The following is a 26144-nucleotide window of genomic DNA, read 5'->3' on the forward strand; positions in this document are numbered from 1 at the left end:
CGATGAGGGTGTGTCAGTCAACATTGACAGGACTGACACGCCTTCATCGCGAGCAGGCTCGCTCCCACAGGAGGGGCATCTTCAAGGGGTACGGTTACGCCGGGTTTCAATGATGTTCGGCAACTGGGAAATCCTTCCCAGCAACCGCCCCAGCGCATCCAGTCCCGGAATCTCGATGGTCAGGGACATCAACGCCGTGTTGTCCTCCTTGTTCGAGCGGGTATTGACCGCGAGCACGTTGATCCGCTCGTTGAGCAGGACCTGCGAGACGTCACGCAGCAACCCGGAACGGTCGTAGGCACGGATGATGATGTCCACCGGATAGGTGAGCACCGGCACCGGGCCCCAACTGACCTGGATGATCCGCTCAGGCTCGCGCCCGGCCAGTTGCAGCACCGAGGCGCAGTCCTGGCGGTGGATGCTGACGCCGCGACCCTGGGTGATGTAGCCGACGATGGCATCCCCCGGCAGCGGCTGGCAGCAGCCGGCCATCTGCGTCATCAGGTTGCCGACGCCCTGGATCTGGATGTCGCCGCGCTTGCCCGGCTTGTAGCCGCTGGCCTTGCGCGGGATCAGTTCCAGCTGCTCGTTGCCGCGTTCCGGCTCGACCAGTTGCTGCGCCAGGTTCACCAGTTGCGCCAGACGCAAGTCACCGGCGCCCAACGCCGCGTACATGTCTTCAGCCGTCTTCATGTTGGCCTTGTCGGCCAGCTTGTCGAAGTCCACGGCCGGCAGGCCGAGGCGACTGAGTTCACGTTCGAGCAGGGTTTTACCGGCCGCGACGTTCTGGTCGCGCGCCTGGAGTTTGAACCAGTGGACAATCTTCGCCCGTGCCCGCGAGGTGGTGATGTAACCCAGGTTCGGGTTCAACCAGTCGCGGCTCGGCGTGCCGTGCTTGCTGGTGATGATCTCGACCTGCTCACCGGTTTGCAGGCTGTAGTTGAGCGGTACGATGCGCCCGTTGATTTTTGCGCCACGGCAGTTGTGACCGATTTCGGTATGCACGCGATAGGCGAAGTCCAGCGGCGTCGCGCCCTTGGGCAGGTCGATGGCGTGACCGTCCGGGGTGAAAATGTAGACCCGGTCCGGTTCGATATCGACACGCAGCTGTTCGGCCAGCCCGCCGATATCGCCCAACTCCTCATGCCACTCGAGCACCTGACGCAGCCAGGATATTTTCTCTTCGTAATGGTTGGAGCTGGATTTGACGTCGGTGCCCTTGTAGCGCCAGTGCGCGCAAACGCCCAGTTCGGCTTCTTCGTGCATGGCATGGGTGCGGATCTGCACTTCCAGCACCTTGCCTTCGGGACCGATCACGGCGGTGTGCAGCGAGCGGTAGCCGTTCTCTTTCGGGTTGGCGATGTAGTCGTCGAATTCTTTCGGGATGTGTCGCCACAAGGTGTGAACGATGCCGAGTGCGGTGTAGCAATCGCGCATTTCCGGCACCAGCACGCGAACCGCACGCACGTCGTAGATCTGGCTGAATTCCAGGCCCTTGCGCTGCATTTTGCGCCAGATCGAATAGATGTGCTTGGCCCGGCCGCTGATATCGGCTTCAACGCCGGTGGCCTGCAATTCGCTCTTGAGCTGGCTCATCACGTCGCTGATGAACCGCTCGCGATCCAGGCGCCGCTCGTGGAGCAGCTTGGCGATCTGCTTGTATTGATCGGGCTCGAGGTAGCGGAAGGACAAGTCCTCCAGCTCCCACTTGATGTGACCGATGCCCAGGCGGTGTGCCAGGGGGGCGTAGATGTCGAAGACTTCACGGGCCACGCGGTTGCGCTTCTCGTCATCGGCATTTTTCACCGCACGGATCGCGCAGGTGCGCTCGGCCAGCTTGATCAGCGCGACACGCACGTCATCGACCATGGCCACGAGCATCTTGCGCAGGTTTTCCACCTGGCCCTGGGTGCCCATCACCATGGATTTGCGCGGGCTCAGGCTGTCGCTGATCGCCGCCATGCGCAACACGCCGTCGATGAGCTTGGCGACCACCGGACCGAAGCGCTGGCTCACGGCGGGCAGCGGGATCTGGCCTTCGCGCACGCCGCGGTACAGGACCGCAGCGACCAGCGAGTCCTGATCGAGTTTGAGGTCGGCGAGAATCTCGGCGATCTCAAGGCCGGTGCTGAAACTCGAGGTCCCTTCGGACCAGAGGTTTTTCGCCGCATTGGCCTGTTGTTCTGACGTGCGAGCGAACTCGCATGCCTCCTTCAAGGCTTCGCGATCCAGTGCCAGATCGACACTGACCGCATGATCGAGCCAAGCCTCGAGATTGATACTGCCGTCGGTGTTGATCGGCTGGTGTGCTCTCACCTGTACCATCTTGCTTTACCTTCCCTACGACGCAGATTCAATGCGTCAAATCGCTGACCTTCGTTGCCGGGTGCACTCGCGGGGCCATGACGAGTGCTGCACGGGCGGGTCAGTCGGACCAGACGAGCCGTCCTAGCTCGCTTCAAATAACGCCATGGCCTCGACATGTGCCGTCTGAGGAAACATATCGAGAATCCCGGCACGTTTTAACCGGTAGCCCTGCTTGATCAATTCGACCGTATCGCGCGCCAGAGTTGCAGGGTTGCACGACACATACACCAACCGTTCGGCGCCTAGCGTCCTGAGCTTGCGCACCACCTCGAAAGCGCCGTCACGCGGTGGGTCCAAGAGTACCGCACAAAAGCCTTCGCGCGCCCATTCGGCATCGGTCAAAGGCTGGGATAAATCGGCCTGAAAAAACGACGCGTTATGCAGATTGTTCCCAGCGGCGTTCGCGGCCGCCCGCTCGACCATCGCCTGCACACCTTCGACCGCCACCACTTCGCGAACGGTTTTGGCCAGCGGCAAGGCGAAGTTGCCCAAACCACAGAATAGATCGAGAACGCGTTCATCCGCTGTCGGCTTCAACCACGCCAGCGCCTGGGCGACCATCGCCTCGTTGACCGCAGCGTTGACCTGGATGAAATCACCCGGCCGGTAGGCCAGCTCCAGGTCCCACTGTTCGAGGCGATAGCCCAGGGGCTGATCGGGGTCTACCGGCTGCGGTTCGCCCTCGCCATGCAGCCACAACTGCGCCTCATGGAACGCGCAGAATTCCTTGAGAATCGTCATGTCGGCGTCGGACAACGGTGCCATGTGCCGCAGCAGGACTGCCAGCTTCGAACCGCTGAACAACTCCACATGCCCCAATGCCTGAGGCTTGCTCAAGCGCCGCAACATGTCCGGCAGGCGCGTCATGATCGGTTGCAAGGGCTGTACCAGCACCGGGCATTCGTCGATCGCCACGATGTCCTGGCTGCCAGCGGCGCGAAAACCGACCTCAAGTTGCTTCGTCTTGATGTCCCAGCGCACCGCCACCCGGGCGCGCCGGCGGTAGGCCAGTTCCGGCCCGCTCAATGGCGCAGCCCACTCTTCGGGCGCGACACCGGCGACCTTGGACAATTGCTCGGCAAGCATGCGCTGTTTCAGGGCAAGCTGTTCGCCGTGAGGCAGATGCTGAACACTGCAGCCACCGCAGCGACCGGCATGGGCGCACGGTGCCGGGCGACGCAGCTCGCTGGCCTGGAACACGCGTTCGGTGCGAGCCTCGACCACCTTGCCATGGGCACCCAACACCCGCGCCTCGACCTCCTCGCCGGCCAGGGCGCCGAGGACGAACCAGGTACGCCCTTCGAAAAACGCGATGCCGCGACCGTCATTGGCCAGGCGCTCGATACGCAGGCGCTGCTTTTTGCCGGTCGGGATTTGCGCGGCCTTGCTGCCACCCGTGGGCTGGAAGCGCAGGCCTCTCTCGTGTCTGGCCATCAGTTGGGCGCGTCGAAAATGCCGGTCGACAGGTAACGGTCGCCACGGTCGCAGATGATCGCGACGATCACCGCGTTTTCAACTTCTCTGGACAGACGCAGCATCCCGGCCACGGCACCGCCGGAGGACACGCCACAGAAGATGCCCTCTTCGCGGGCCAGGCGACGGGTCACGTCCTCGGCCTCGCTTTGCGCCATGTCGATGATGCGATCCACGCGATCGGCCTGGTAGATCTTCGGCAGGTATTCCTGCGGCCAGCGACGGATGCCCGGGATCGACGCGCCTTCCATCGGCTGCAGGCCGAGGATCTGCACGTTGTCATTCTGTTCCTTGAGGTAGCGCGACACGCCCATGATGGTGCCGGTGGTGCCCATCGAGCTGACGAAGTGAGTGATGGTCCCCTCGGTCTGGCGCCAGATTTCCGGGCCGGTGGTGGTGTAGTGCGCTTCGGGGTTGTCACCGTTGGCGAACTGGTCCAGCACCTTGCCGCGACCTTCGGCTTCCATTCGCTGGGCGAGGTCGCGGGCGCCTTCCATGCCTTCTTCCTGAGTGACCAGGATCAGTTCGGCACCATAGGCGGTCATGGCCGCCTTGCGCTCGGCGCTGGAGTTGTCCGGCATGATCAGGATCATCTTGTAACCCTTGATCGCGGCCGCCATTGCCAACGCGATCCCGGTGTTGCCCGAGGTCGCTTCGATCAGCGTATCGCCGGCGTGAATCTGCCCGCGCAGTTCCGCGCGGGTGATCATCGACAGCGCCGGACGGTCCTTGACCGAACCCGCCGGGTTGTTCCCTTCAAGCTTGAGCAATAGGGTGTTGCTGGTGGCGCCAGGCAGGCGCTGCAAACGGACCAGCGGAGTGTTGCCGACGCAATCGGCGATGGTTGGGTACTGCAAGGTCATGGCGTATTCGCAATCCAGACTGCGGGGGCGCCTATCATACCGGCAAACGTTGACGGGCCATATCACGCAAAGTGCGGTGCTTATGGCTTATGGGAATAAGCCCGGTTCAGAGTGACCCGAAGGCACTCTCGCTCCCACAGGGATCCGGGTTGATCACACCCATTTTGGCTGGCCCACGTCCATAGTGGGAGCGAGCCTGCTCGCGACACCGTCATCAGGCACGCCATCGACCTCCGCCACCAACCGCAGATTCACCCGCAACCCAACCCCGGTGTTCTCGGCCCAAATCTGCCCGCCCTGCCGCTGTACCGCGTTTCGCGCGATGCTCAGGCCCAGGCCGAATCCGCCGTTGCCCGGTCGCGAGCCGTCGAGGCGAATGAACGGTGAGAAGATCCGTTCCAGATCCTTGTCGGCCACCCCGCCCCCTTCATCTTCCAGCCACAGGTGCCAGAAGTGGCCTTCACGTCGCCCGTCCAGACGCACGATGCCGCCTGTCGGGGAATGCCGGATGGCATTGCGCAGGATGTTTTCCAGGGCCTGGGCCAGTGTGTTGAGGTTGCCGCGAACCCAGCAGGTGGAATCCACCCGGCACTGCAAGCGCCCCACCGGGCAAGCGCTTTCATAGCAGGCGTTTTCGGTGAGCATTTCCCACAGCGCCTGGATCTGGATCGCTTCGTCGGGCAACGGCGCGCGCTCGGTGTCGAGCCAGGCCAGTTGCAACGTGTCCTCGACCAGGCGCTGCATGCCGTCGACTTCGCGGCCGATGCGCTCGCGCAGTTGCGTCAGGTTTTGCTCGCCTTCACTGGCCACGCGCAGACGACTCAGGGGCGTGCGCAGTTCATGGGACAAGTCGCGCAACAGCTGTTGTTGCAGCGCAACGGTGCTTTGCAGACGTTCGGACATGTGGTCGAACGCACGGCCCAGTTCACCCAGCTCATCGGAGCGGTTGGTGGTGCGGCTGGACAGGCGCACGCCCAGTTGATCGGCACGCCAGGCGTTCGCCTGTTCGCGCAGCTGATTGAGGGGCACCACCAGCAGGCGATACAGCCCGACGCACAGCAGCAGGGTGAACAGTCCGGGGATGACGACATTGGTGATCACGCGCCAGAACACCTGATAGCGCCCAGGCTGGAAACGCTGGGGCAGTTGGATCACCAGGCTGCCGGCGGAGGGATCGCCGGGAAACGGCACGCGCATCCACGGCAGGTTTTTCTTGTGGATCGGCCAGTCGAGGCCGCGCAGGAAAGTCAGGCGCTCGATTTGCGGGTCAGTCAGCGCCTCACTGCTCAACGACTGCAAATCCCCGCTGATGACCCCCGACCAACCCTGTTCGCGCTGACGCATCACCTGCAGCCAGGCATCGACGCCGGGGCGCTGGCGCTGCCGCCACGCCTGTTCGGCTTCGGCGGCGTAACGGGTCAGGGTGCCCCGGGCTTCATCCGAGAGAAACTGGTTGCGCTCTTCCATGTAGCGCCCCCAGGACCAGCTCAGCCAGATCATCAGCAGACAGAACGCCACCAGCAGGCAGGCAAGTTTCCAGAACAGCGAATGCCGCCCCGGCAGGTCAGCCCACTTCATGGTCGGCACCCAGGACGTAGCCTTTGCCCCACACCGTGCGCACTTCCCGCTCGGTATAGCCGATGGCCTTGAGCTTGCGGCGGATCTGGCTGATGTGCATGTCGAGGCTGCGGTCGTGGGCCGCGTACCCGCGCTGCAGCACGTGCTGATAAAGGAAGGCTTTGCTCAACACTTCGTCGCCATTACGGTTGAGAGTGTCGAGCAAGCGGTATTCGCTGCGGGTCAGTCCGGCAGCCTGCTCGCCATAGAACACCTCGAAGCGTTCCTCGTCGAATCGCAGGCTGTCCACCGCCGGCACCGGCGGTTCGACCGACGGTCGGCGGTCCAGCGCGACGCGACGCAGGATCGCTTCGATGCGCACGTGCAATTCAGCCATGCTGAAGGGCTTGGGCAGGTAATCATCGGCACCGAGACGAAAACCGCTGATGCGATCCGCCTCGGCCCCCAGCGCCGACATCAGCAGCACCGGGGTGGAATGGCTCTGGCGCAACTCGGTCAACACCGACAAGCCATTCAGGCCCGGCAGCAGGATGTCCATCAGCACCACGTCGAAGGTGTTCTCGCGGGCCATCGCCAGGCCCTCCTGCCCGTTCTGGCACCAAGTGACCTGGAAACCGCTGCGCCCCAGTTGCTCGTGCACGTAGGCACCCAGCACCAGGTCGTCTTCGATGGAAAGGATTCGGGGATGGCCAACAGCACTGGGAGTCATGACTATCTGCAAATAATTCTCAGTTGGCGATTATTCAAGATTGCCTCGCCAGGGGCAAGCCGAGCGTTGCCCGCGACCTTCGGACACCGAGCGGCCCGACGAATGGCGACATCAATTTTACGAGGATTGCCCGCAAGCAAATCGCTACACTGCGCAGGTGGCGCGTGCCGGATGTACGTGCCGGTTCCTAAATGGCTGGATGCAGGAGAGTGGCGTGCTGAAGAAACTGGGAATTAAAGGCCGCGTGCTGTTGCTGACCTTGCTTCCAACCAGCCTGATGGCCCTGGTGCTGGGCGGCTACTTTACCTGGATGCAGCAATCGGACCTGCAAGCCCAACTCATGCAGCGCGGCGAAATGATCGCCGAACAGCTCGCGCCCCTCGTCGCCCCGGCCATGAGCCACAACGACGCCGAACTGCTCGAACGCATCGCCACCCAATCCCTGGAAACCCCTGACGTGCGCGCGGTGACCTTCCTCGCCCCGGACCGCACGCCACTCGCCCATGCCGGCCCGACCATGCTCAATCAGGCCCCCCTGGGCAACGGTTCGCAGATGCTGCGCCGCAGCGGCAACGACGCGACCCGTTACCTGCTGCCGGTGTTCGGCAAGCACCGCAACCTCGCCGGCGACCTGATTCCCGAGGAAACCGAGCGCATGCTGGGCTGGGTCGAACTGGAAATCTCGCACAACGGCATGCTGCTGCGCGGCTATCGCAGCCTGTTCGCCAGCCTGCTGCTGATCGGCGCAGGCCTGGCAGCCACGGCGCTGCTGGCATTGCGCATGGGCCGCACGATCAACCGGCCGCTGAACCAGATCCAGCAAGCGGTGGCGCAGCTCAAGGACGGCCACCTGGAAACCCGCCTGCCGCCCCTCGGCAGCCAGGAGCTGGATGAACTGGCGTCCGGCATCAACCGCATGGCCGGCACCCTGCAAAACGCCCAGGAAGAGTTGCAGCACAGCATCGACCAGGCCACCGAGGACGTGCGCCAGAACCTGGAAACCATTGAAATCCAGAACATCGAGCTGGACCTGGCGCGCAAGGAAGCCCTGGAGGCGAGCCGGATCAAATCCGAATTCCTGGCCAACATGAGCCATGAGATCCGTACGCCGCTCAATGGCATTCTCGGTTTCACCCACCTGTTGCAGAAAAGCGAACTGACACCGCGCCAGCTCGATTACCTGGGCACCATCGAAAAATCCGCCGACAGCCTGCTGGGCATCATCAACGAGATCCTCGATTTCTCGAAAATCGAGGCCGGCAAGCTGGTGCTCGATCATATTCCGTTCAACCTGCGCGACCTGCTCCAGGACACCCTGACCATCCTCGCTCCCGCCGCCCACGCCAAACAGCTGGAGCTGGTGAGCCTGGTGTATCGCGACACGCCGTTGTCGCTGGTGGGGGATCCGTTGCGGCTCAAGCAGATCCTCACCAACCTGGTGAGCAACGCGATCAAGTTCACCCGCGAAGGCACCATCGTCGCCCGCGCCATGCTCGAAGACGAACACGAAGACAGCGTGCAATTGCGCATCAGCATCCAGGACACCGGCATCGGCTTGTCCAACGAGGATGTCCGCGCCCTCTTCCAGGCCTTCAGCCAGGCCGACAACTCGCTGTCCCGGCAGCCGGGCGGCACGGGCCTGGGTCTGGTGATTTCCAAGCGCCTGATCGAGCAGATGGGCGGCGAGATTGGCGTCGACAGCACGCCCGGCGAAGGTTCGGAGTTCTGGATCAGCCTGAGCCTGCCCAAAACCCGTGACGATGCCGAGGACATGCCCGGTGCGCCGCTGCTCGGACGGCGGGTCGCAGTCCTGGAAAACCACGAACTGGCGCGCCAGGCATTGCAGCATCAACTGGAGGATTGTGGCCTGGAGGTCACGCCGTTCAATACCCTGGAAAGGCTGACCAATGGCGTGATGGGCGCGCACCAGACCGACCAGGCCATCGACCTCGCCGTGCTCGGCATCACCAGCAACGACATGCCGCCGGAGCGCCTCAACCAGCACATCTGGGATCTTGAGCACCTCGGCTGCAAGGTGCTGGTTTTGTGCCCGACCACCGAACAGACGTTGTTCCACCTGTCGGTGCCCAACCCGCACAGTCAGCTTCAGGCCAAACCGGCCTGCACGCGCAAGCTGCGCCGGTCCCTGTCCGACCTGGTCAACCCGCGCCAGCAACGCAGCGAGCCCGGCGAGCCGGTGGCCAGCCGGGCCCCCAAAGTGCTGTGTGTCGACGACAACCCGGCCAACCTGTTGCTGGTGCAAACCCTGCTCGAAGACCTCGGGGCCAAGGTCCTCGCCGTGGAAAGCGGTTATGCCGCGGTCAAGGCCGTGCAGAGCGAGACCTTTGATCTGGTGCTGATGGATGTGCAGATGCCTGGCATGGACGGACGCCAGAGTACCGAGAGCATCCGCCAGTGGGAAAGTGAACGGCACAGCACGCCGATGCCGATCGTGGCCCTCACGGCCCACGCCATGGCCAACGAAAAACGCGCCTTGCTGCAAAGTGGCATGGACGACTACCTGACTAAACCGATCAGTGAACGGCAATTGGCCCAGGTGGTGTTGAAGTGGACCGGCCTGGCGTTGCGCAATCAGGTCCCGGAGCGTTCCAGCGACAGCCACGGCAGCGGCCATGAACTGCAGGTGCTGGATCACGAAGAAGGCTTGCGCCTGGCCGCCGGCAAGCAGGATCTGGCGGCGGACATGCTGGCAATGCTGCTGGCGTCGCTGGAGGCCGACCGCGAAGCGATCCGTTTGGCCCGCGAAACCCAGGATCACACGGCGTTGATCGAACGGGTGCACCGCCTGCATGGCGCGACCCGCTACTGCGGGGTGCCGCAGCTCAGGGCGGCCTGCCAACGCAGCGAAACCCTGCTCAAGCAACAGGACCCGAAAGCCTCCGGCGCCCTGGAAGAGCTCGACCGGGCCATCAATCGACTGGCGGCTCAGGCCCGTATAAATGCCTGATGCAGCGCAATGGCGTTGACCACGCTCGGCGCTAGGATAAAAGCGCGAGACCCGCTTTGCGGTGATCGTGGCGTATCAGCCGACATTGCTCGACTGGCACGCCCTCGAGGCGAGCGGGCTCGCTCCCACCTCGATCGGCCAAACCGTTTTTGAGTTTCCAGGAGGACGCCATGCGTACGATTCTTTTCAGCAGCCAGACTTACGACCGCGACAGCTTTCTCGGTGCCGACCTCCCCGCCGGCATCGAGCTGCACTTTCAGTCGGCACGACTGAGCCTGGACACCGTGGCGTTGGCCGAACACCACGAAGTGGTCTGCGCGTTCATCAACGATGACCTCGGCGCGCCCGTGCTCGAACACCTGGCAGCAGGCGGCACTCGCCTGATCGCCTTGCGCTCGGCCGGCTACAACCACGTCGACCTGGCCGTGGCCAAGCGCCTGGGGCTGACGATCGTACGGGTTCCGGCCTACTCGCCCCATGCGGTGGCCGAACACGCAGTGGCGCTGATCCTGGCGCTCAACCGTCGCTTGCACCGTGCCTACAACCGCACCCGCGAAGGGGATTTCAGCCTGCATGGGCTGACCGGTTTCGACCTGGTGGGCAAGACCGTCGGGGTGGTCGGTACCGGGCAGATCGGCGCGACCTTCGCCAAAATCATGAACGGCTTCGGCTGCCAGCTCCTGGCCTTCGACCCCTACCCCAATCCGCAGGTCGAAGCGCTGGGCGCGCGCTACCTGGACTTGCCGCAGTTGCTCGCGCAATCGCAGATCATCAGCCTGCACTGCCCGCTCAACGCGCACAGCAAACACCTGATCAACCGCGATTCGCTGGCGCACATGCAACCCGGCGCCATGCTGATCAACACCGGGCGCGGTGGACTGGTGGACACGCCGGCGCTGATCGAGGCCTTGAAGGAGGGCCAATTGGGTTACCTGGGGCTGGACGTGTACGAGGAAGAAGCCCAGCTGTTCTTTGAAGACCGCTCCGACCTGCCGTTGCAGGACGACGTGCTGGCCCGCCTGCTGACCTTCCCCAACGTGATCGTCACCGCGCACCAGGCCTTCCTGACCCGTGAGGCCCTGGGCGCCATCGCCGCGACAACATTGCAGAATATTGCCGCGTGGGCGGCCGGCGACCCGCAAAACCGAGTGGATGTCGGCTGAACCGGATCGAAGGTCGCTTCTGTGCGCAGTGCGGCACCGATGTCCGTGCTAGCATTCCGCGCAGATTTGGAGGACCCATGGTCGAACACGATTTCCGCTATAACCTGATGAACCCGCAACACACCCTCACCGAATGCCGCGCCCTGGTGCCGGGGCGTTATCAAGTCACCGGCAACGGCGGCTCGATTCGCAACAATGACGTGCTGGTCGTCACCCTCAAGGGCGCCAAGGACTTGTCCATGCGCCTGACCGTCGAAACGGTACGCCACCTGATCAACCCGCCCGGTCAATGGGTCGCGGTGGCCAGTGGCCCGGTGTTCGGCGAACTGGCGATCCACACCTGGAAAGTCAATTGCGACAGCTGCGCCAGGGAACTGAGCTTCGAGTTCGCCGTCGACGCCAAGCTGGGCAACAAGGCTGAAAAACCTGCGGCCACGGCGCGGATTGCCGAACTGGGCTGGCGCAGCGTTGGCGAGAAACACCTGTGCCCGAAATGCCAGGAGCCTGCGTGATGAAACGCCTCGCTCTGAGCGCACTGGTCGGTGCCAGCCTGCTGGGCTGCGCCGCCGAGCCGGTCCAACTGCAACAGAACCGCAGCTACATTCTGGAGTGGATTGGCGAGCGCCCATTGATGGATTACAGCCACCTGACCATCACCCTCGGAGAAGACGGCCGGGCCTATGGCAATGCCGGCTGCAACCACTGGTTTGCGCCCTACACGCTGGACGGCGACAAGCTGAGTTTCGGCAAGGTCGGCAGCACCCGCAAATTGTGTGCACCCGCGCTCATGGAACAGGAAAAGCGTTTCCTCCAGGCGCTGGAAGGCGTACAGCGCTGGGACGTGTCATCGATCGAGCAGATGCGCTTCTGGCCCGCCGAAGGCAAGCCACTGCGCTGGTGGCTCGAAGAGGGTTGAGCCCTGTGTGAGTATCGGTCCCGCGCTCGCACGCGGGATCGATCATCGCGCTCAGGGGATCGCCTGCAATGCTTGCAGCTTGGCCATGACGCCCGCCGCCGTCTGTTCGCCCATCAGTTGTTCACGCACCTTGCCCTTGTTGTCGATGATGTACGTCACCGGCAACGCCTCGCTGCGCGGCAAGTCGAAAATCTCGCTGGGATCCTGTGCCAGCACGGTGAACTTGATGCCCAGCTTTTCGCTGGCACTTTTCAGTTCTTCGCCCTGCACGTTGTCGAAGTTGACCCCGAATACGCCGATGTTCTTGCCTTTCAATTGATCGGCCAGGGTGTTCAGCTCCGGGATCTCGGTACGGCACGGCCCACACCACTCCGCCCAGTAATTGAGCACCAGCCACTGCTTGTCCAGACGTTCGGCCGCGACTTTCTGGCCGTTCTGGTCGATCCCGTAATCGTTGCCGCAGCCCCCCAGCATCAGCGCTGCGAAAATCGCGAATGCCGCTGCCAATCGCCTTGTCATGTCGTAATCCTTGTTCAAAATTGAATGCGCCTGCGACCCATCGCCTCCCAAGGTTCTGGATTACGCGCAGCACAGTTAGAATAGCCGCCACCTTACGCCAAATGCGACCCGCACATGACCGATCTGACGCTTTATCACAACCCGCGCTGCTCGAAATCCCGCGGCGCGCTGGAGCTGCTCGAAGCCCGTGGCCTGACCCCGACCGTGGTCCGCTACCTGGATGAACCGCTGGACGCCGCGCAGATCCAGGGCTTGCTGAAAAAGCTCGGCCTCAGCGCCCGGCAACTCCTGCGCACCGGCGAAGAGGACTACAAAACCCTCCACCTGGCCGACGCCAGCCTGAGCGAGGCGCAGTTGATCGCCGCAATCGCCGCCCACCCGAAACTGATGGAGCGGCCGATTCTCGAGGTCGGCGACAAAGCCGTGATCGGCCGCCCACCCGAGCAGATCCTGGAACTGTTGCCATGAGTGCGCCGTACATTCTGGTGCTGTATTACAGCCGCAGCGGCTCGACCAACGAAATGGCCCGGCAGATTGCCCGGGGTGTCGAGCAGGCCGGGATGGAAGCGCGCCTGCGCACCGTGCCGGCGATCTCGGCCGAATGTGAAGCCGTGTCGCCGGACATTCCCGACGAAGGTGCGCTGTACGCCAGCCTCGATGACCTGAAAAACTGCGCGGGCCTGGCCCTCGGCAGCCCCACGCGCTTCGGCAACATGGCGGCGCCGCTCAAATACTTCCTCGACGGCACCAGCAACCTGTGGCTGACCGGAGCCCTGGTGGGCAAACCGGCGGGTGTGTTCACCTCCACCGCCAGCCTGCACGGCGGCCAGGAAACCACCCTGCTGTCGATGATGCTGCCCTTGTTGCACCACGGCATGCTGATCACCGGCCTGCCGTACAGCGAATCGGCCCTCCTGGAAACCCAGGGCGGTGGCACGCCGTACGGCGCCAGCCATCACGCCGGTGCCGATGGCAAAAGCGCCCTGGATACCCACGAAGTGGCGCTGTGCCGCGCCCTGGGCCTGCGCCTGGCCAGGACCGCACAGAAACTGGAGGGCTGAGGGTGGCCAAGAAGCCGAAAGTCCTGCCCGCCATCGAATGGCTCGAGCCGCGCGTGAGGGCCATGCGCGTGATCAGCCTGCTGTGTTTTTTCGGCCTGGTGGGGCTGCTGTGCGTCTACTACCTGTGGGTGGCGGACCTGCACGGCGCCCGACCCTGGGTGATTCTGCTGATCGAGCTGGTGCCGCTGCTGTTGTTGGCGCCCGGCATGCTGGTCGGCAGCCCCCGCGGGCATTCGTGGATGTGTTTTGCGGTGAATCTGTATTTCATCAAGGGCGCGTTGGCCGCGTATGACCCGAACCGGCAGGTGTTCGGGTTGCTGGAGATGGGCGCGAGCCTGGCGGTGTTCTGCTCGGCATTGCTGTATGTGCGCTGGCGGCATCAGTTGAACCGCAGGCTGGCGGGTGAAGGCGCAATCGCCGCCGCCTGATCAACCGCTATTGTCGCAACGCGGCCCGGAGCAGGCTCGCTCCCACACTGGATCAGGGTCGTTGCCCTGTGGGAGCGGGATCGGCTTGCCGCTGACGGATTCAACTCGGTGTCAGTGATTGGCGGTGTAAGCCAGCATCATCGAGATCTGGCTCATCGGCCGCCCACCGCTCTCTTCGTGCCACTGGTTGAACACGTCTTGCACCAGGGCCAGGTCGCGCAGGCTGGTCGGCACCTTGTCGATGATCTTCTGCGCATTCAATGCCGCCACCACGTCATAGCTCGGCACGAAGGTGTCCTTGCCGACCATCCGCAGGAACCGGGGCGCCGACAGCCCGCCCAATTGACTGCCGCGCTTTTTCAGGTACGTCCACAAGCCGACGATATCGGTCACCGGCCAATCGGCGATCAACGTGCCGAAGCTACCTTTCTCATGGGCCACGTCCAGCACGAACTGCGCGTTGCGCGGCACGCTCTTGAGCTTGCCCAGGTGACGGATGATTCGCGCATCCTGCATCAGGCGCTCAAGGTGTTCGGCACTCATCAGCACGACCTTTTCCGGGTCGAAGCGGAAAAACACTTCCTCGAAGGCCGGCCACTTGGCGTCCACCAAACTGTGCTTGAGCCCGGCGCGGAAGACACGCAGGGCCATGGTCGAGAGGTAGCGGTCGTCGGTGATGTCGCGCAATTGCGCCGGGGTCTTGGGAACGGGCAGATGGGCTTGCAGTTCAGCCGCCGAACCGAAGCGGTTCAGGCAGTACTCGTTCAGCCACTTGTAATCGCGCATGCCCTCTCCTGGTATTGAAAAACAGAACCTGTTTACAGGTTGACTACGTTGACGAAGCGCGAAGCCGCGGTTTCGTCGATCTTCAGGCTGGTGAAATCGAACAGGTTGCGGTCCGCCAGCTGCGACGGGATCACGTTCTGCAAGCTGCGGAAGATGCTCTCGGTGCGGCCCGGAGTCTTGCGCTCCCAGTCCTGAAGCATTTCCTTGACCACCTGACGCTGCAGGTTTTCCTGCGACCCGCAGAGGTTGCACGGGATGATCGGGAACTGCTTGAAGTCCGAGTAGGCCTGGATGTCTTTTTCGTTGCAGTAGGCCAACGGCCGAATCACCACATTACGGCCGTCGTCGGCACGCAACTTTGGCGGCATGGCCTTGAGCGAGCCATTGAAGAACATGTTGAGGAAGAAGGTTTCGACGATGTCGTCGCGGTGATGACCGAGGGCCATCTTGGTCGCGCCGATTTCGTCGGCAAAGGTGTAGAGCGTGCCGCGACGCAGGCGCGAGCACAGCGAGCAGGTGGTCTTGCCTTCCGGAATCAGTTCCTTGACCACCGAATAGGTGTCTTTCTCGACGATGTGATACTCGATGCCCAGCGTTTTCAGGTACGCCGGCAGCACGTCCTCGGGAAAGCCCGGCTGCTTCTGGTCCATGTTCACGGCGACGATCTCGAACTTGATCGGCGCTACCTTCTGCAAATGCATCAGCACATCGAGCATGGTGTAGCTGTCCTTGCCACCGGACAGGCAGACCATGACCTTGTCGCCGTCTTCAATCATGTTGAAATCGGTAACGGCCTCACCGGCCAATCGGCGAAGGCGCTTTTGCAGTTTGTTCTGGTTGACCGTGAGAGTGCCCATGACGCGAAATCCGTGAGGTGTGACGAAAGGCCGGCATTTTACGCATAAACGCCGGGCTGGCGAAGCGCTCTCTGTCTGCCGGAGGGCCGGCGTTTGACAGAGCTTGCGGCGATTAACAGCCATCTTTACAGCGCGATTTGCTCTAACACCCCTGCACCAACGCCGGTAAGACCTTTCTATACTGCGACATAAGGTCGCAGACATATAAAGACCTTTCTTACCTGGCCACTTTGGCCCGTAAGCGCTCCACTGGGGGGCGACGGTAAAAACAAGAGGAGTGACTGGCATGATCCATCACGTAGTGGGGCTTTTCACCCACCCCGACCAGGAATGGAAAGAAATCCGTGGCGATCAGGAGGAAAGCATCAGCCACATGTACCTGACCCACACGCTGATTCTTGCGGCGATCCCCGCTGTGTCGGCGTTTATCGGCACCACGCAGGTTGGCTGGGTGATCGGCAACCGTGCGCCGGTGATGCTGACGAACGAGAGTGCGCTCTGGATGACGATCATGTCGTACCTGGCGATGCTCGGGGGCGTTGCAGTGATGGGCGCGTTCATTCACTGGATGGCGCGCACCTATGATGCCAACCCGAGCCTGGCTCGCTGCGTGGCGTTTGCGACCTATACCGCGACCCCGCTGTTCGTCGGCGGCCTCGCGGCCCTGTACCCCCACATGTGGCTGGGGATGATCGTCGGGACGGCGGCCATCTGCTACACGGTGTACCTGCTGTATGTGGGGCTGCCGACCTTCATGAATATTCCATCGGATGAGGGCTTCCTGTTTTCGAGTTCAGTGCTTGCAGTCGGCCTGGTAGTGCTGGTGGCCATCATGGCGTTCACGGTCATTGTCTGGGGGCTTGGCGTAGGGCCGGTCTATACCAATTAGCGACACGTCACCCAATAACAACATCTGCCAATACAGGCCGCCGCAAGGCGGCCTTCTATTGTCCAGGACCACCGCAGGCGCGACGACCATTCGGCGCATCGGCGATTCGCAAGGCCCCGGGGTTGCGGCATACTCGGCATCTCTGGAGAGCCATCAAGCATGCCCGAGCAACTCAATACCCGCGTCGAAGACTGTTTCCAACAAGCCGAATCCTTTTTCAAACGAACGTTCAAACGCCCGGTGGTCAGCCTCAAGCTGCGCGGGCAAAAAGCCGGTGTCGCGCACCTGCACGAGAACCTGCTGCGGTTCAATCCGCAGCTGTACCGGGAAAACACCGAAGACTTCCTCAAGCAGACCGTGGCCCATGAGGTCGCCCACCTGATCGCCCACCAGTTGTTCGGCGATCGCATCCAGCCCCATGGTGAAGAGTGGCAATTGATCATGCGCGGTGTATACGAACTGCCACCCAATCGCTGCCACACCTATGACGTCAAGCGACGTAGCGTGACCCGCTACATCTACAAGTGCCCGTGCGCCGACAGCGATTTCCCCTTCTCGGCCCAGCGCCACAGCCTGGTGCGCCAGGGGCGGAGGTATCTGTGTCGGCGGTGCCGCAACACCTTGGTGTTCAGTGGGGAGATGCGAGTCGAGTAGCTGGTTTTTGTGGTGACCGGTCTGGCCCTATCGCGAGCAGGCTCGCTCCCACAGGGTCAGATGTCGCAGACAAAATGTATGAACGACGCCGGCTACTGTGGGAGCGAGCCTGCTCGCGATGGCGCCGGGACAAGCGCTAAAGAATCACCTTGGCCCGCCGCAAATCGCTAATCCGCTCCCCACTGAACCCTAAAGCCCCCAACACCTCATCCGTATGTTCACCCAGTGCCGCACCGATATGCCGCGGCTGCGGTAACCCCTGGGAGAATTTCAGCGGGCACGCCATCTGCGCCTGGCTCAAACCATCGCCCCGTGGAACCTGGGTCACCAATTGCCGTGCCTGCAACTGCGGATGCCTCACCGCCTCCCCCAGGCTCAACACCGGTTCGACACAGGCATCCAGTTCGGCAAACAACGCACACAATTCGGCGAAATCGTGTTTCTCGAATTCGATCTTCAATGCGTCCTTGAGCTGTTTTTGCCGTGCCGGTTGCGGCGACAGGCCCAGGGCTGCCAGCTCTTCGAGGCCCAGTGCCGTGCACAGTTGCTTCATGAATGCCGGCTCCAGGCTGCCCACCGACAACCATCGTCCGTCCCGCGAACGGTAATAGTCATAAAAGCTGCCACCGTTGAGCACCTGCGCTTCCCGGCCCGGCTCCTCGCCGCAGGCCAGGTAACCGGCACCGGCCATGGCGTTCAGGCTGAACGCGCAGTCGGTCATGCTCACGTCCAGGTACTGCCCCAGGCCGCTGTGCTGGCGGGCAATCACCGCCGCCAGCAGTCCTGCGACCGCGTGCAACGAGCCACCCGCGACATCCGCCACCTGCATGCCCAGAGGCAACGGCCCGGAGTCGACGCGGCCGGTGTAGCTTGCCTGCCCGGCCAACGCCAGGTAATTGATGTCATGGCCGGCGCGATCCCGGTAGGGACCGGTCTGCCCGTAACCGGTGATCGACACATAGATCAGTTTCGGATTGATGGCCTTCAATGCTTCGTAGCCCAACCCCAATCGCTCCATCACACCGGGGCGGAACTGTTCCAGGACGATGTCGTGGTCCTGCAGCAACGCCGTGATGATTTCCAGCGCCTCGGGCTGCTTGAGGTCCAGCGCGAGGCTGCGTTTGTTGCGGTTGAGGTAGGCGTGGCTCGCCGACACGCCCTGGTCATGGGGCGGCAGCACGCGCAGCAGGTCGGTGCGGGTCGGCGACTCGATACGCAATACCTCGGCGCCCATGTCGGCTAAAAGCAGCGAAGCGAACGGCCCCGGCAGCAGGGTCGAGAAATCCAGAATCTTGAGGGATGCCAGTGGACCGGGCATGAGTGATCTCCAGTGCGATAGCTCACATGCGATAGCTCCAGCCTAGGCAGCCGATGGCGTTGCGGCAATCACCCGATGTGTCAGCAACTGTGACCGTTATGCTCAAATCGCAGGCATGAAAAAACCCGCCGAAGCGGGTTTTCTCGTTTGCAGCAGGGTTTACTTGACGCTGCTCGGGGTTGGGCCTTCGGCCACACCCAGGTCGTCTTCGGCACGCTCTTCGGCAATGCCGCGACCGCCAGAAGCCAGCTCGGCCTGCAGCACGTCGGTGTCCAGTTCCTTGACCCACTTGGCCACAACGACGGTCGCCACCGCGTTACCGACCAGGTTGGTCAGGGCACGGGCTTCGGACATGAAACGGTCAATACCGAGGATCAGCGCCAGGCCGGCGACCGGCAGGTGACCGACTGCGGACAGGGTGGCGGCCAACACGATGAAACCACTGCCGGTCACGCCAGCAGCACCTTTGGAGGACAGCAGCAGCACCACCAGCAGGGTGATCTGGTGAGTAATGTCCATGTGGGTGTCGGTCGCCTGAGCGATGAACACTGCCGCCATGGTCAGGTAGATCGCGGTACCGTCGAGGTTGAACGAGTAACCGGTCGGGATCACCAGACCCACGACGGATTTCTTCGCACCCAGGCGTTCCATCTTGATCAGCATGCGCGGCAGTACCGATTCCGAGGAAGAAGTACCCAGTACGATCAGCAGCTCTTCACGGATGTAGCGGATCAGTTTCAGGACGCTGAAGCCGTGGGCACGAGCGATACCGCCCAGCACGATCAGGATGAACAGCAGGCAGGTGATGTAGAAGCAGGCCATCAATTGACCCAGTTGTACCAGCGAACCGACACCGTAGGCACCGATGGTGAAGGCCATGGCACCGAAGGCACCGATCGGCGCGAGCTTCATGATCATGTTGATGATGTTGAACATCACGTGGGCGAAGCGATCGATGAAGTCCAGGACCGGCTTGCCGTAGGCACCCAGGCGATGCAGGGCGAAACCGAAGATCACCGAGAACATCAGCACTTGCAGGATATCGCCGGTGGCGAATGCGCCAACGATGGTCGATGGAATGACGTTCAGGATGAAGCCGACGACGCTTTGATCAGCACCGGCGGAAACGTACTGGGCCACTTTCGAGGCATCCAGGGTGCTCACGTCGATGTGCATGCCATTGCCCGGCTGGACGATGTTGACCACGATCAGGCCAACCAGCAAGGCGATGGTCGAGACGATTTCGAAGTACAGCAGCGCGTAGCCGCCGGTCTTGCCTACCGACTTCATGTTCTGCATGCCGGCGATACCGCTGACGACGGTGCAGAAGATGATCGGGGCGATGACCATTTTGATCAGTTTGATGAACCCGTCACCCAGTGGCTTGACCGCCACACCGAGCTGCGGATAGTAGTGACCGAGCAGAATGCCGATAACGATGGCAACGATCACCTGGGCATACAGGGATTTGTACAGTGGCTGACGAGTCGTCATTGCAAAGTTCCTCAAGAGCGTCCCGCGACAACATCCATCTGTTGTCGACGACACCTCATTTGCGAACCCTCCTGCACTGGAGGGATTTGTTTTTTCGAGCTGCACGGAGGCAGGCATCTGCCCGTTCTATCGCAAGTGGCGTGCCACTTTGCTCAAAATGCCTGTAAGCCTTTTGCCATCAGGGGTTACCGATCCACCTTGCCATGAACGTGTTGCAAAACAGTGGCGGATTTCCGCCCATCCGCCAGACCTCGTCCTGCAATTTGGCGGATATCCGCCTTGTTGAAGGCCAGACAGCACGATTACCATTCGTCGTTCAATGACGGATCTGCCTGTTATGCGCGAACGCACCATCGCCAGTCATTTCGCCCGCGCCGCCCTCGGTGGTGCGCGCCGCCTGGGTCGTGACTGCTCGGAACTGCTGCACCAGCTCGGCATCAGCCCCGAGTTGCTGGATGAACCGCGCGCGAGAATCGCGCCCGAACAGTTCACCCGGTTGATCCAGGGTTTGTGGCTGGCGCTCGATGACGAATACCTCGGCTTCGGGCCGGTTCCGAGCAAGACCGGCAGTTTTGCGATGATGTGTCATGCCGTGATTCACTGCCGCAATCTCGATCGGGCACTGCACCGTGGCTTATTGTTTTATAGCCTATTCCCGGACGGTCCGCGCCTGACCCTGACCCGCGAAGACCCACTGATCCGCCTGAGCCTCGACGACTCGCAGTTCCACGACCCGGACCACTTCCTCACCGAGAGCCAGTTGATGGTCTGGCATCGGCTCGGCAGTTGGCTGATCGGGCAACGCATCCGGCTGGAGCAGGCGACGTTCAGTTATGCAAAGCCAGCGCATGGGGCCGAATACGACTTGTTGTTCCCCTGCCCATTGGTGTTCGGTGCGCCGCAGAGCAGCCTGTTGTTCCACAGTCGTTACCTGAGCATGCCGTTGCTGCAGGACGAGCGAACCCTCAAGCATTTCCTTGAACGCTCCCCCGCTGACTTGTTGTCGCGCCCGGACGACGGCGACAGCCTGAGCAGTCGACTGCGCCGCCTGCTCAGTAGCGACAGTGCGCGCTGGCCGGACCTGGAAGCCGTGGCCGCGCACCTGCACATCAGTCCGCAAACGCTGCGCCGGCACCTGCGCGAAGAGGGTTCGAGTTTTCAGGAGTTGAAGGACCAGTTGCGGCGGGACATCGCCATTTATCACTTGGGCCGCGCAGACCTGTCACTGCAGCAGATTGCCGAGCAACTGGGGTTTTCCGAGCCATCGGCGTTTCATCGGGCGTTCAAGAAGTGGACGGGCCTGACACCGGGCGCCTATCGGGCGCAGGAGAACTGAAGTTCCAGCGCTCGTCAGGCGCCGTGTCCAATGCCATTAGGGGAACCTACCCGTCCATAGGGGTGGAAACTTACTCTAAACGCGGAATGACCAGCGACAAGCCAGGATATATCTTGTCCGGATGTTCCAGCACCGAGCGGTTCGCATTGAAAATCAGCGTAAACCTGGCAGCCTCCCCATAAAACTCTCGGGCGATCTTTGCCAAGGTATCCCCCTTCACAACAACATACATATTCAACTGAGTGACGGGCGGAATCGCCAATGTTGCAGGTGACGCAAACTCCACATCACCCAGTTGTTTAATTTGTTCAATGAATAAATCGAGATGATTGGCCGTGGTCGCATGAATATCGTGCATCAGGACGATCGAGTTCTTTTTGTTTCTGATTTGTTCAATACCATGGGTGACCCAGCCTCCCTGTCGATAATCGGGATTCCAGTCCAAGGTATCCACACTCCAGAGCACCTGCCGATACCCAAGACCGGCTACTGTCCGATCGACCAGCGCGTCGTGGGCGCCGTAAGGCGGGCGCATGATCGGGTCCGGATCTTGAAAGGGCGCCAGCGCCTGTTCGGTCTTCTGGATTTGCTCGATGATGGTGTCTGGGTCCTGGCCGACCAGCCTGAGATGATCGTAAGTGTGATTACCGATCCGGTGCCCTTCATCGAGGATGCGTCGAATACGGTCGGCCTGTTTGGCAACCAGGTGACCTACCACAAAGAAAGTTGCCTTGATATCGGACTTCGCCAGTGTATCGAGCACTGTTTCGGTGTGAGTTTGCCGAGGTCCATCATCAAACGTAAGCCACACTTTTTTATTGTCCATTTGTTCGCTCTCTGGGTGACATGTAATGAGTTGGCCCATAACAACCTCAAGCCGTAATCCTACGGATACCTGCAGTTGAAAGAGCGTTGCTTATTACCTGTCAGCCAAGCACTTAAAGCCAACAAAACATTGTTGCCGGTCGTTTAATACCCAGTGCGGGAAGCGATATCACTCCATGCACTATCCCGTCACGCTCAAGGGGTGGGGAAATGTATGCGAAACGCCGCTCCGCCCATCGGCGAATCCCCCAGGGTCAGCCGGGCGCTGTAGCTCTCGATGATGTCCTTGACCACTGCCAACCCGATGCCCTGCCCCGGGTGCTGACGGTCCAGGCGCTCGCCGCGTTCCAGGATCCGCGCACGCTGGTCCGGCGGCACCCCCGGCCCGTCATCCTCGACGCACAACTCAATCCCACTCAAGCTTTCGTGCACGCTGATGCGCACTTCGCCCAGGCACAGGCGATAGGCGTTCTCCAGCAGGTTACCCAGCATTTCCAGCAATGCGCCCTGTTCGATCGGCACGCAGCATTGCTCCGGCAGGTCGAAGGCCACCCGCACGCGCTTGTCGCGGTAGACCTTGTCCAGCGTGTCGCACAGGCTTTGCAGCACCGGTTGCAGGCGCACCTGATGGCGCACCAGACCGCTTTTGCGCAGGCTGGCGCGCTGCAATTGATAGCTGATCTGCTGACTCATGCGTTCGATCTGGGTTTGCAGCACCCAGGCCTGGTCCCGGTCCTGGGGGCGCTGGGCCATGTCTTCGCTGACGCCCTGCAACACCGCCAACGGGGTTTTCAGGCTGTGCGCCAGGTCATCCAGGGAGTCGCGATAACGGCTGCGCTGCTCGCGCTCGCTGTGCAACAAACGGTTGAGCGAACCGGTCAGGCGCAACAGTTCGCGCGGGTGCTGTTCGCTGAGGCTTTCGCGAGCGCCGCTTTCGATTTCGTCGAGCTCCTGGCTCAGCCGGCGCAGCGCCTGCAAGCCCCAGGTCAGGCCGATCCACAACAAGGCCAGGAGCACCAGCAGCGCCGCGCCAAATCCCAGGTAGAGATTTTCCCGCAGGCCTTCGAGGGTGACTTCGTACTCGCGCACCGGTTGCAGGGTGACAATGCTAAACGCCGCGCTCTTGCCGCCGAGCAGTTTGACCTCGACGTCATAGACGAAATAATCCTGGCCGTCGGCTTCGCTGATCCGCGCGAATTCGTTGCCGCGCCCGTCATAACGCGGTTTGTAGTTGATGTGTTCTTCGCGGGTGCCCTTCGAGCGCCAGACCAGATGGCCGTCGCGGTCGTAGATGTAGCCGAGCAGGCGGCTGTCGGTCAGGTTGAAACGCTCATCGGGCAACTGCGCCGGCATCTGCAGGCGATTGCCCTCGACCCGCGCGGCCGAGATCAACGTGGTGACGTCCGACGCCAGGCGTTGCTCGATGGAGTCCTGCAACGCCAGGCTGAACGCCCCCTGCATCGCCGGCAACAGTGCCAGCATGAACAACACCGCCAGCAGGGTGGCGGCCAACATCAAACGGACACGAAGCGAACGGATCAAGTGCAGCGCTCATTGAACAGGTAGCCGAGGCCACGCACGGTGTCGATCGGCTTGAACCCCGCCGGGCCTTCGAGTTTGCGGCGCAGACGGCCGACCAACACTTCGATCACGTTCGGATCGCGCTCGTCGTCATCCGGATAGAGCTGTTCCATCAAGCGGTCCTTGGCCACCACTTGCTGGTGATGGCGCATCAGGTACTCGAGGATCCGGTATTCATACGCGGTCAGCGCCAGCGGCTGCTCGTCGAGCGTCGCCTGCTTGCGATTGAGGTCGAGCAGCAGCGGCCCGGCGACGATGGTCGACTGGGTGAAACCGCTGGAACGGCGCAGCAGGGCATTGAGGCGCGCGTCGAGTTCCTCGAACTGGAACGGCTTGACCACGTAGTCGTCGGCACCGGCGGCAAGGCCTTCGACCTTGTCCTGCCAGTTGCCGCGCGCGGTGAGGATCAGGATGGGAAAGGTCTTGCCGCCCGAGCGCAACTGGCGAATCAGGTCGAGCCCGCCCATTCCCGGCAGGCCGAGATCGATCACCGCCAGGTCATGGTTGAACTGCTCGGTCTGGTACAGCGCATCGACGGCATTGCCCACCGATTCGACGACATGACCGCTGTCTGTCAGGCGGGTTTGCAGGTGATGGCGCAACAGCGCTTCATCTTCGACGACCAGCAATTTCATAACGCTCTCCCGGGCAAATCAACCTCTCCAGAGGTGCACCCACCTCGATGGCTAACATGGCGACGCCGGATCAGCCGCGGGGCGGATCCGGTGTCGGTCTTGCGCTACGCTGTTCAGAAAGCGTAGTTGGCGGACAAGTAAGTCTGGGCGCTGCTGGTCAAGTCCAGCGACCCCTGTTTGCTGCCACCGCTCTGGCTCATCTCGGTGCTGGCATTGCTGCGCAGGTAACGGTAACCCAGTTCCACCGAGGTGTTTTGCGAAACCTGCTGCAACACACCCAACTGGCCACCGACGGCGTAACCGATATCGCTGTCGCGGCTGTAGCCCGGCGAGTCCTGGGTCAGCTTGGTCAGACCGGCGGTGGCGCCGCCAAACAATTTCGTGCTGCCGCCCACCGGATAGAAGAGGTCGTAGCTGCCCAGCAGGTTTTCCTGACGCAGTTTAATGCCATTGTGCGAACCCGACACGTTGTCGTAGGTGGCGTAGTAACGACCCTGGCTGTTTTGCTGACCCAGACGCACACCCCAGGTGTTGTCCTTGCCGATCACGCCGTCGGCGTTCGGGTGATTGAGGTTGGCGTCCAGGGCGCTGGACTTCTTGACCTTGTCGCTGGTCTGTCCAAAAGTTAGGCTGGCAAAGTTATCGTCGGTCGCGTGAGCCGCTACGCTTGCGCCCATCACCGTGAAAGCCAGCAGCAGTTTTTTTAACGTCGTCATTGGCGTGTTTCCTCGAGTGCGATGTGCTTTTCGGGTATGGCGCAAGGTTACTCACTCCGCCCTGAACTGCCCCTGAACGCTCTCTGAACCTGAGCTGAACCAGATCGAACCGGCTGTTTAACCCCTTCCTTGCAGGAGATTCGAGCATGCGCGTATTCCTCGCTGTCCTTTTGCTGGCCTTGAGCGGGCTTGGCCACGCCGCGATCAAGACCCAGGAAATTCCCTATAAAAGCGCCGACGGCACAGCCTTGATCGGTTACTACGCCTACGACGATGCCATCCAGGGCAAACGCCCGGGCGTGGTGGTGGTGCACGAATGGTGGGGGCTCAACGACTACACCAAGCGCCGCGCCCGTGACCTTGCGGCCCTGGGCTACAGCGCGCTGGCCATCGACATGTACGGCGATGGCAAGAACACCGAACACCCCAAGGACGCCCTGGCCTTCATGCAGGCGGCCTTGAAGGACAGCGCCGCTTCCAGCGCACGCTTCAAGGCCGGTCTCGACCTGTTGAAGCAACAGGCACAGACCGATCCGGACAAAGTGGCGGCGATCGGTTATTGCTTCGGCGGCGCGGTGGTACTAAATGCGGCCCGCCAGGGCGTACCGCTGGCCGGCGTGGTGAGCTTCCACGGCGCGCTGGCGACCCAGACACCGGCCGAGCCTGGCAAGGTAAAGGCGAAAATCCTGGTCGAGCATGGGGCGCTGGATAGCATGGTCACGGCAGAAAACGTGGCGGCGTTCAAGAACGAGATGGACAAGGCCGGGGCCGACTACACCTTCGTCAGCCTTGACGGGGCCAAGCACGGCTTCAGCAACCCGGATGCGGATCGCCTGGGCCATGGCGATCATGGCGGGCCGGACATTGGTTACAACAAGGCGGCGGATGAAAAGTCCTGGGCCGACATGCAGGCGTTTTTCAAGAAGATCTTTGGTTGATCAGCCAGGCCGGGGTGGCCTCATCGCGAGCGGGCTCGTTCCCCCATTGAAATGCGTTCAATGGGGGAGC

The 26144-nt window shown here is 62.0% G+C and carries 25 protein-coding genes; 11 read left to right on the forward strand and 14 right to left on the reverse strand.

Annotated features, from left to right (window positions below; genetic code table 11):
* Positions 1 to 81: 81 nt before the first annotated feature.
* The 5 genes from relA to ACM6IM_RS27300 all read right to left on the reverse strand — a co-directional run bounded on the left by relA (position 82) and on the right by ACM6IM_RS27300 (position 6990).
* Complete coding sequence (gene relA / locus ACM6IM_RS27280) at positions 82 to 2325, reverse strand: GTP diphosphokinase (RefSeq protein WP_192305915.1); 2244 nt, start codon at positions 2323 to 2325, stop codon at positions 82 to 84.
* Between the two features lie 123 nt (positions 2326 to 2448).
* Positions 2449 to 3801, reverse strand: a complete 1353-nt coding sequence (gene rlmD / locus ACM6IM_RS27285) for a 23S rRNA (uracil(1939)-C(5))-methyltransferase RlmD (protein WP_414866812.1) — start codon at positions 3799 to 3801, stop codon at positions 2449 to 2451.
* Entirely contained in the window at positions 3801 to 4703 is a 903-nt protein-coding gene (cysM, locus tag ACM6IM_RS27290) for a cysteine synthase CysM (protein WP_201193223.1), read from the reverse strand. Before cysM ends, rlmD begins: the two co-directional genes overlap by 1 nt.
* A 153-nt stretch (positions 4704 to 4856) precedes the next feature.
* Positions 4857 to 6281: a histidine kinase sensor domain-containing protein gene (locus ACM6IM_RS27295; protein WP_414866813.1), complete on the reverse strand. Its 1425-nt coding sequence runs from the start codon at positions 6279 to 6281 to the stop codon at positions 4857 to 4859.
* Positions 6268 to 6990, reverse strand: a complete 723-nt coding sequence (locus ACM6IM_RS27300; protein ID WP_414866814.1) for a response regulator transcription factor — start codon at positions 6988 to 6990, stop codon at positions 6268 to 6270. Before ACM6IM_RS27300 ends, ACM6IM_RS27295 begins: the two co-directional genes overlap by 14 nt.
* Positions 6991 to 7204: 214 nt before the next feature.
* Here ACM6IM_RS27300 and ACM6IM_RS27305 point away from each other — a divergent pair, with 214 nt between their 5' ends.
* From ACM6IM_RS27305 to ACM6IM_RS27320, 4 genes are all read left to right on the forward strand, one after another.
* Positions 7205 to 9958 (forward strand): response regulator, encoded by a 2754-nt coding sequence (locus tag ACM6IM_RS27305; protein WP_414866815.1) that lies wholly within the window; start codon positions 7205 to 7207, stop codon positions 9956 to 9958.
* Between the two features lie 170 nt (positions 9959 to 10128).
* A complete protein-coding gene (locus ACM6IM_RS27310) occupies positions 10129 to 11121 on the forward strand; it encodes a 2-hydroxyacid dehydrogenase (protein ID WP_414866816.1) in 993 nt (330 codons plus the stop codon).
* 77 nt (positions 11122 to 11198) lie between these two features.
* The gene (locus ACM6IM_RS27315) at positions 11199 to 11633 is read left to right on the forward strand and encodes a hypothetical protein (protein WP_192305901.1); all 435 of its coding nucleotides are present in this window, start codon (positions 11199 to 11201) and stop codon (positions 11631 to 11633) included.
* Positions 11633 to 12037: an META domain-containing protein gene (locus ACM6IM_RS27320; RefSeq protein ID WP_192305899.1), complete on the forward strand. Its 405-nt coding sequence runs from the start codon at positions 11633 to 11635 to the stop codon at positions 12035 to 12037. Before ACM6IM_RS27315 ends, ACM6IM_RS27320 begins: the two co-directional genes overlap by 1 nt.
* A 51-nt stretch (positions 12038 to 12088) precedes the next feature.
* Here the strand turns inward: ACM6IM_RS27320 and ACM6IM_RS27325 are convergent, their stop codons facing one another.
* Positions 12089 to 12556 carry a TlpA disulfide reductase family protein gene (locus tag ACM6IM_RS27325; RefSeq protein ID WP_201193231.1) on the reverse strand — a complete coding sequence of 156 codons (468 nt, stop codon included), beginning with the start codon at positions 12554 to 12556 and terminating at the stop codon, positions 12089 to 12091.
* A 114-nt stretch (positions 12557 to 12670) separates the two neighbouring features.
* Here ACM6IM_RS27325 and arsC point away from each other — a divergent pair, with 114 nt between their 5' ends.
* The 3 genes from arsC to ACM6IM_RS27340 are packed head-to-tail and all read left to right on the forward strand — an operon-like array spanning position 12671 to position 14045.
* Entirely contained in the window at positions 12671 to 13024 is a 354-nt protein-coding gene (gene arsC / locus ACM6IM_RS27330) for an arsenate reductase (glutaredoxin) (RefSeq protein WP_414866817.1), read from the forward strand.
* Positions 13021 to 13617: an NAD(P)H:quinone oxidoreductase gene (gene wrbA / locus ACM6IM_RS27335; protein WP_414866818.1), complete on the forward strand. Its 597-nt coding sequence runs from the start codon at positions 13021 to 13023 to the stop codon at positions 13615 to 13617. The genes arsC and wrbA overlap by 4 nt, the downstream gene beginning before the upstream one ends.
* A 2-nt stretch (positions 13618 to 13619) precedes the next feature.
* Positions 13620 to 14045: a DUF2069 domain-containing protein gene (locus tag ACM6IM_RS27340; RefSeq protein WP_192305891.1), complete on the forward strand. Its 426-nt coding sequence runs from the start codon at positions 13620 to 13622 to the stop codon at positions 14043 to 14045.
* Positions 14046 to 14156: 111 nt separating this feature from the next.
* Here the strand turns inward: ACM6IM_RS27340 and ACM6IM_RS27345 are convergent, their stop codons facing one another.
* On the reverse strand, positions 14157 to 14831 hold the full coding sequence (locus tag ACM6IM_RS27345) for a DNA-3-methyladenine glycosylase I (protein WP_414866819.1): 675 nt from the start codon (positions 14829 to 14831) through the stop codon (positions 14157 to 14159).
* A 32-nt stretch (positions 14832 to 14863) separates the two neighbouring features.
* Positions 14864 to 15688, reverse strand: a complete 825-nt coding sequence (gene ttcA / locus ACM6IM_RS27350) for a tRNA 2-thiocytidine(32) synthetase TtcA (RefSeq protein ID WP_192305887.1) — start codon at positions 15686 to 15688, stop codon at positions 14864 to 14866.
* Between the two features lie 286 nt (positions 15689 to 15974).
* Here ttcA and ACM6IM_RS27355 point away from each other — a divergent pair, with 286 nt between their 5' ends.
* Positions 15975 to 16577, forward strand: coding sequence for a Yip1 family protein (locus ACM6IM_RS27355; protein WP_192305885.1), 603 nt, complete (start codon positions 15975 to 15977; stop codon positions 16575 to 16577).
* 159 nt (positions 16578 to 16736) lie between these two features.
* Positions 16737 to 17231 carry a SprT family zinc-dependent metalloprotease gene (locus tag ACM6IM_RS27360; RefSeq protein ID WP_192305883.1) on the forward strand — a complete coding sequence of 165 codons (495 nt, stop codon included), beginning with the start codon at positions 16737 to 16739 and terminating at the stop codon, positions 17229 to 17231.
* A gap of 136 nt (positions 17232 to 17367) precedes the next feature.
* Here the strand turns inward: ACM6IM_RS27360 and ACM6IM_RS27365 are convergent, their stop codons facing one another.
* Both ACM6IM_RS27365 and ACM6IM_RS27370 read right to left on the reverse strand, forming a co-directional pair.
* Complete coding sequence (locus ACM6IM_RS27365) at positions 17368 to 18549, reverse strand: CaiB/BaiF CoA transferase family protein (RefSeq protein WP_414866820.1); 1182 nt, start codon at positions 18547 to 18549, stop codon at positions 17368 to 17370.
* A gap of 159 nt (positions 18550 to 18708) precedes the next feature.
* Positions 18709 to 20043, reverse strand: coding sequence for a dicarboxylate/amino acid:cation symporter (locus ACM6IM_RS27370; protein WP_201193245.1), 1335 nt, complete (start codon positions 20041 to 20043; stop codon positions 18709 to 18711).
* A 337-nt stretch (positions 20044 to 20380) separates the two neighbouring features.
* Between ACM6IM_RS27370 and ACM6IM_RS27375 the strand changes: the two genes are divergently transcribed.
* Positions 20381 to 21379, forward strand: a complete 999-nt coding sequence (locus ACM6IM_RS27375) for an AraC family transcriptional regulator (protein ID WP_414866821.1) — start codon at positions 20381 to 20383, stop codon at positions 21377 to 21379.
* A 70-nt stretch (positions 21380 to 21449) separates the two neighbouring features.
* On the opposite strand, the gene ACM6IM_RS27380 is transcribed toward ACM6IM_RS27375, so the two are convergent.
* The 4 genes from ACM6IM_RS27380 to ACM6IM_RS27395 form a co-directional block, all read right to left on the reverse strand.
* A complete protein-coding gene (locus tag ACM6IM_RS27380) occupies positions 21450 to 22205 on the reverse strand; it encodes a polysaccharide deacetylase family protein (RefSeq protein ID WP_414866822.1) in 756 nt (251 codons plus the stop codon).
* Between the two features lie 194 nt (positions 22206 to 22399).
* A complete protein-coding gene (locus ACM6IM_RS27385) occupies positions 22400 to 23746 on the reverse strand; it encodes an ATP-binding protein (protein WP_414866823.1) in 1347 nt (448 codons plus the stop codon).
* Complete coding sequence (locus ACM6IM_RS27390) at positions 23743 to 24420, reverse strand: response regulator (RefSeq protein WP_192305871.1); 678 nt, start codon at positions 24418 to 24420, stop codon at positions 23743 to 23745. The genes ACM6IM_RS27385 and ACM6IM_RS27390 overlap by 4 nt, the downstream gene beginning before the upstream one ends.
* Positions 24421 to 24533: 113 nt before the next feature.
* Positions 24534 to 25136: a hypothetical protein gene (locus tag ACM6IM_RS27395; protein ID WP_201193251.1), complete on the reverse strand. Its 603-nt coding sequence runs from the start codon at positions 25134 to 25136 to the stop codon at positions 24534 to 24536.
* Between the two features lie 146 nt (positions 25137 to 25282).
* On the opposite strand from ACM6IM_RS27395, the gene ACM6IM_RS27400 reads away from it, so the two are divergent.
* The gene (locus tag ACM6IM_RS27400; RefSeq protein WP_192305867.1) at positions 25283 to 26074 is read left to right on the forward strand and encodes a dienelactone hydrolase family protein; all 792 of its coding nucleotides are present in this window, start codon (positions 25283 to 25285) and stop codon (positions 26072 to 26074) included.
* Positions 26075 to 26144: the final 70 nt, after the last annotated feature.

Source organism: Pseudomonas sp. IT-P12, assembly GCF_949767465.1.
In the GTDB taxonomy this organism is placed as follows: domain Bacteria; phylum Pseudomonadota; class Gammaproteobacteria; order Pseudomonadales; family Pseudomonadaceae; genus Aquipseudomonas.

Coding starts and splice junctions, on each gene's coding strand:
- ACM6IM_RS27370 (WP_201193245.1), bottom strand. CDS start 20,043: ATGACGACTCGTCAGCCACTGTACAAATCCCTGTATGCCCAGGTGATC.
- ACM6IM_RS27310 (WP_414866816.1), top strand. CDS start 10,129: ATGCGTACGATTCTTTTCAGCAGCCAGACTTACGACCGCGACAGCTTT.
- ACM6IM_RS27295 (WP_414866813.1), bottom strand. CDS start 6,281: ATGAAGTGGGCTGACCTGCCGGGGCGGCATTCGCTGTTCTGGAAACTT.
- rlmD (WP_414866812.1), bottom strand. CDS start 3,801: ATGGCCAGACACGAGAGAGGCCTGCGCTTCCAGCCCACGGGTGGCAGC.
- ACM6IM_RS27375 (WP_414866821.1), top strand. CDS start 20,381: ATGCGCGAACGCACCATCGCCAGTCATTTCGCCCGCGCCGCCCTCGGT.
- ACM6IM_RS27315 (WP_192305901.1), top strand. CDS start 11,199: ATGGTCGAACACGATTTCCGCTATAACCTGATGAACCCGCAACACACC.
- ACM6IM_RS27355 (WP_192305885.1), top strand. CDS start 15,975: ATGATCCATCACGTAGTGGGGCTTTTCACCCACCCCGACCAGGAATGG.
- ttcA (WP_192305887.1), bottom strand. CDS start 15,688: ATGGGCACTCTCACGGTCAACCAGAACAAACTGCAAAAGCGCCTTCGC.
- cysM (WP_201193223.1), bottom strand. CDS start 4,703: ATGACCTTGCAGTACCCAACCATCGCCGATTGCGTCGGCAACACTCCG.
- ACM6IM_RS27380 (WP_414866822.1), bottom strand. CDS start 22,205: ATGGACAATAAAAAAGTGTGGCTTACGTTTGATGATGGACCTCGGCAA.
- ACM6IM_RS27300 (WP_414866814.1), bottom strand. CDS start 6,990: ATGACTCCCAGTGCTGTTGGCCATCCCCGAATCCTTTCCATCGAAGAC.
- ACM6IM_RS27395 (WP_201193251.1), bottom strand. CDS start 25,136: ATGACGACGTTAAAAAAACTGCTGCTGGCTTTCACGGTGATGGGCGCA.
- ACM6IM_RS27360 (WP_192305883.1), top strand. CDS start 16,737: ATGCCCGAGCAACTCAATACCCGCGTCGAAGACTGTTTCCAACAAGCC.
- arsC (WP_414866817.1), top strand. CDS start 12,671: ATGACCGATCTGACGCTTTATCACAACCCGCGCTGCTCGAAATCCCGC.
- ACM6IM_RS27400 (WP_192305867.1), top strand. CDS start 25,283: ATGCGCGTATTCCTCGCTGTCCTTTTGCTGGCCTTGAGCGGGCTTGGC.
- ACM6IM_RS27320 (WP_192305899.1), top strand. CDS start 11,633: ATGAAACGCCTCGCTCTGAGCGCACTGGTCGGTGCCAGCCTGCTGGGC.
- relA (WP_192305915.1), bottom strand. CDS start 2,325: ATGGTACAGGTGAGAGCACACCAGCCGATCAACACCGACGGCAGTATC.
- ACM6IM_RS27365 (WP_414866820.1), bottom strand. CDS start 18,549: ATGCCCGGTCCACTGGCATCCCTCAAGATTCTGGATTTCTCGACCCTG.
- ACM6IM_RS27325 (WP_201193231.1), bottom strand. CDS start 12,556: ATGACAAGGCGATTGGCAGCGGCATTCGCGATTTTCGCAGCGCTGATG.
- wrbA (WP_414866818.1), top strand. CDS start 13,021: ATGAGTGCGCCGTACATTCTGGTGCTGTATTACAGCCGCAGCGGCTCG.
- ACM6IM_RS27390 (WP_192305871.1), bottom strand. CDS start 24,420: ATGAAATTGCTGGTCGTCGAAGATGAAGCGCTGTTGCGCCATCACCTG.
- ACM6IM_RS27345 (WP_414866819.1), bottom strand. CDS start 14,831: ATGCGCGATTACAAGTGGCTGAACGAGTACTGCCTGAACCGCTTCGGT.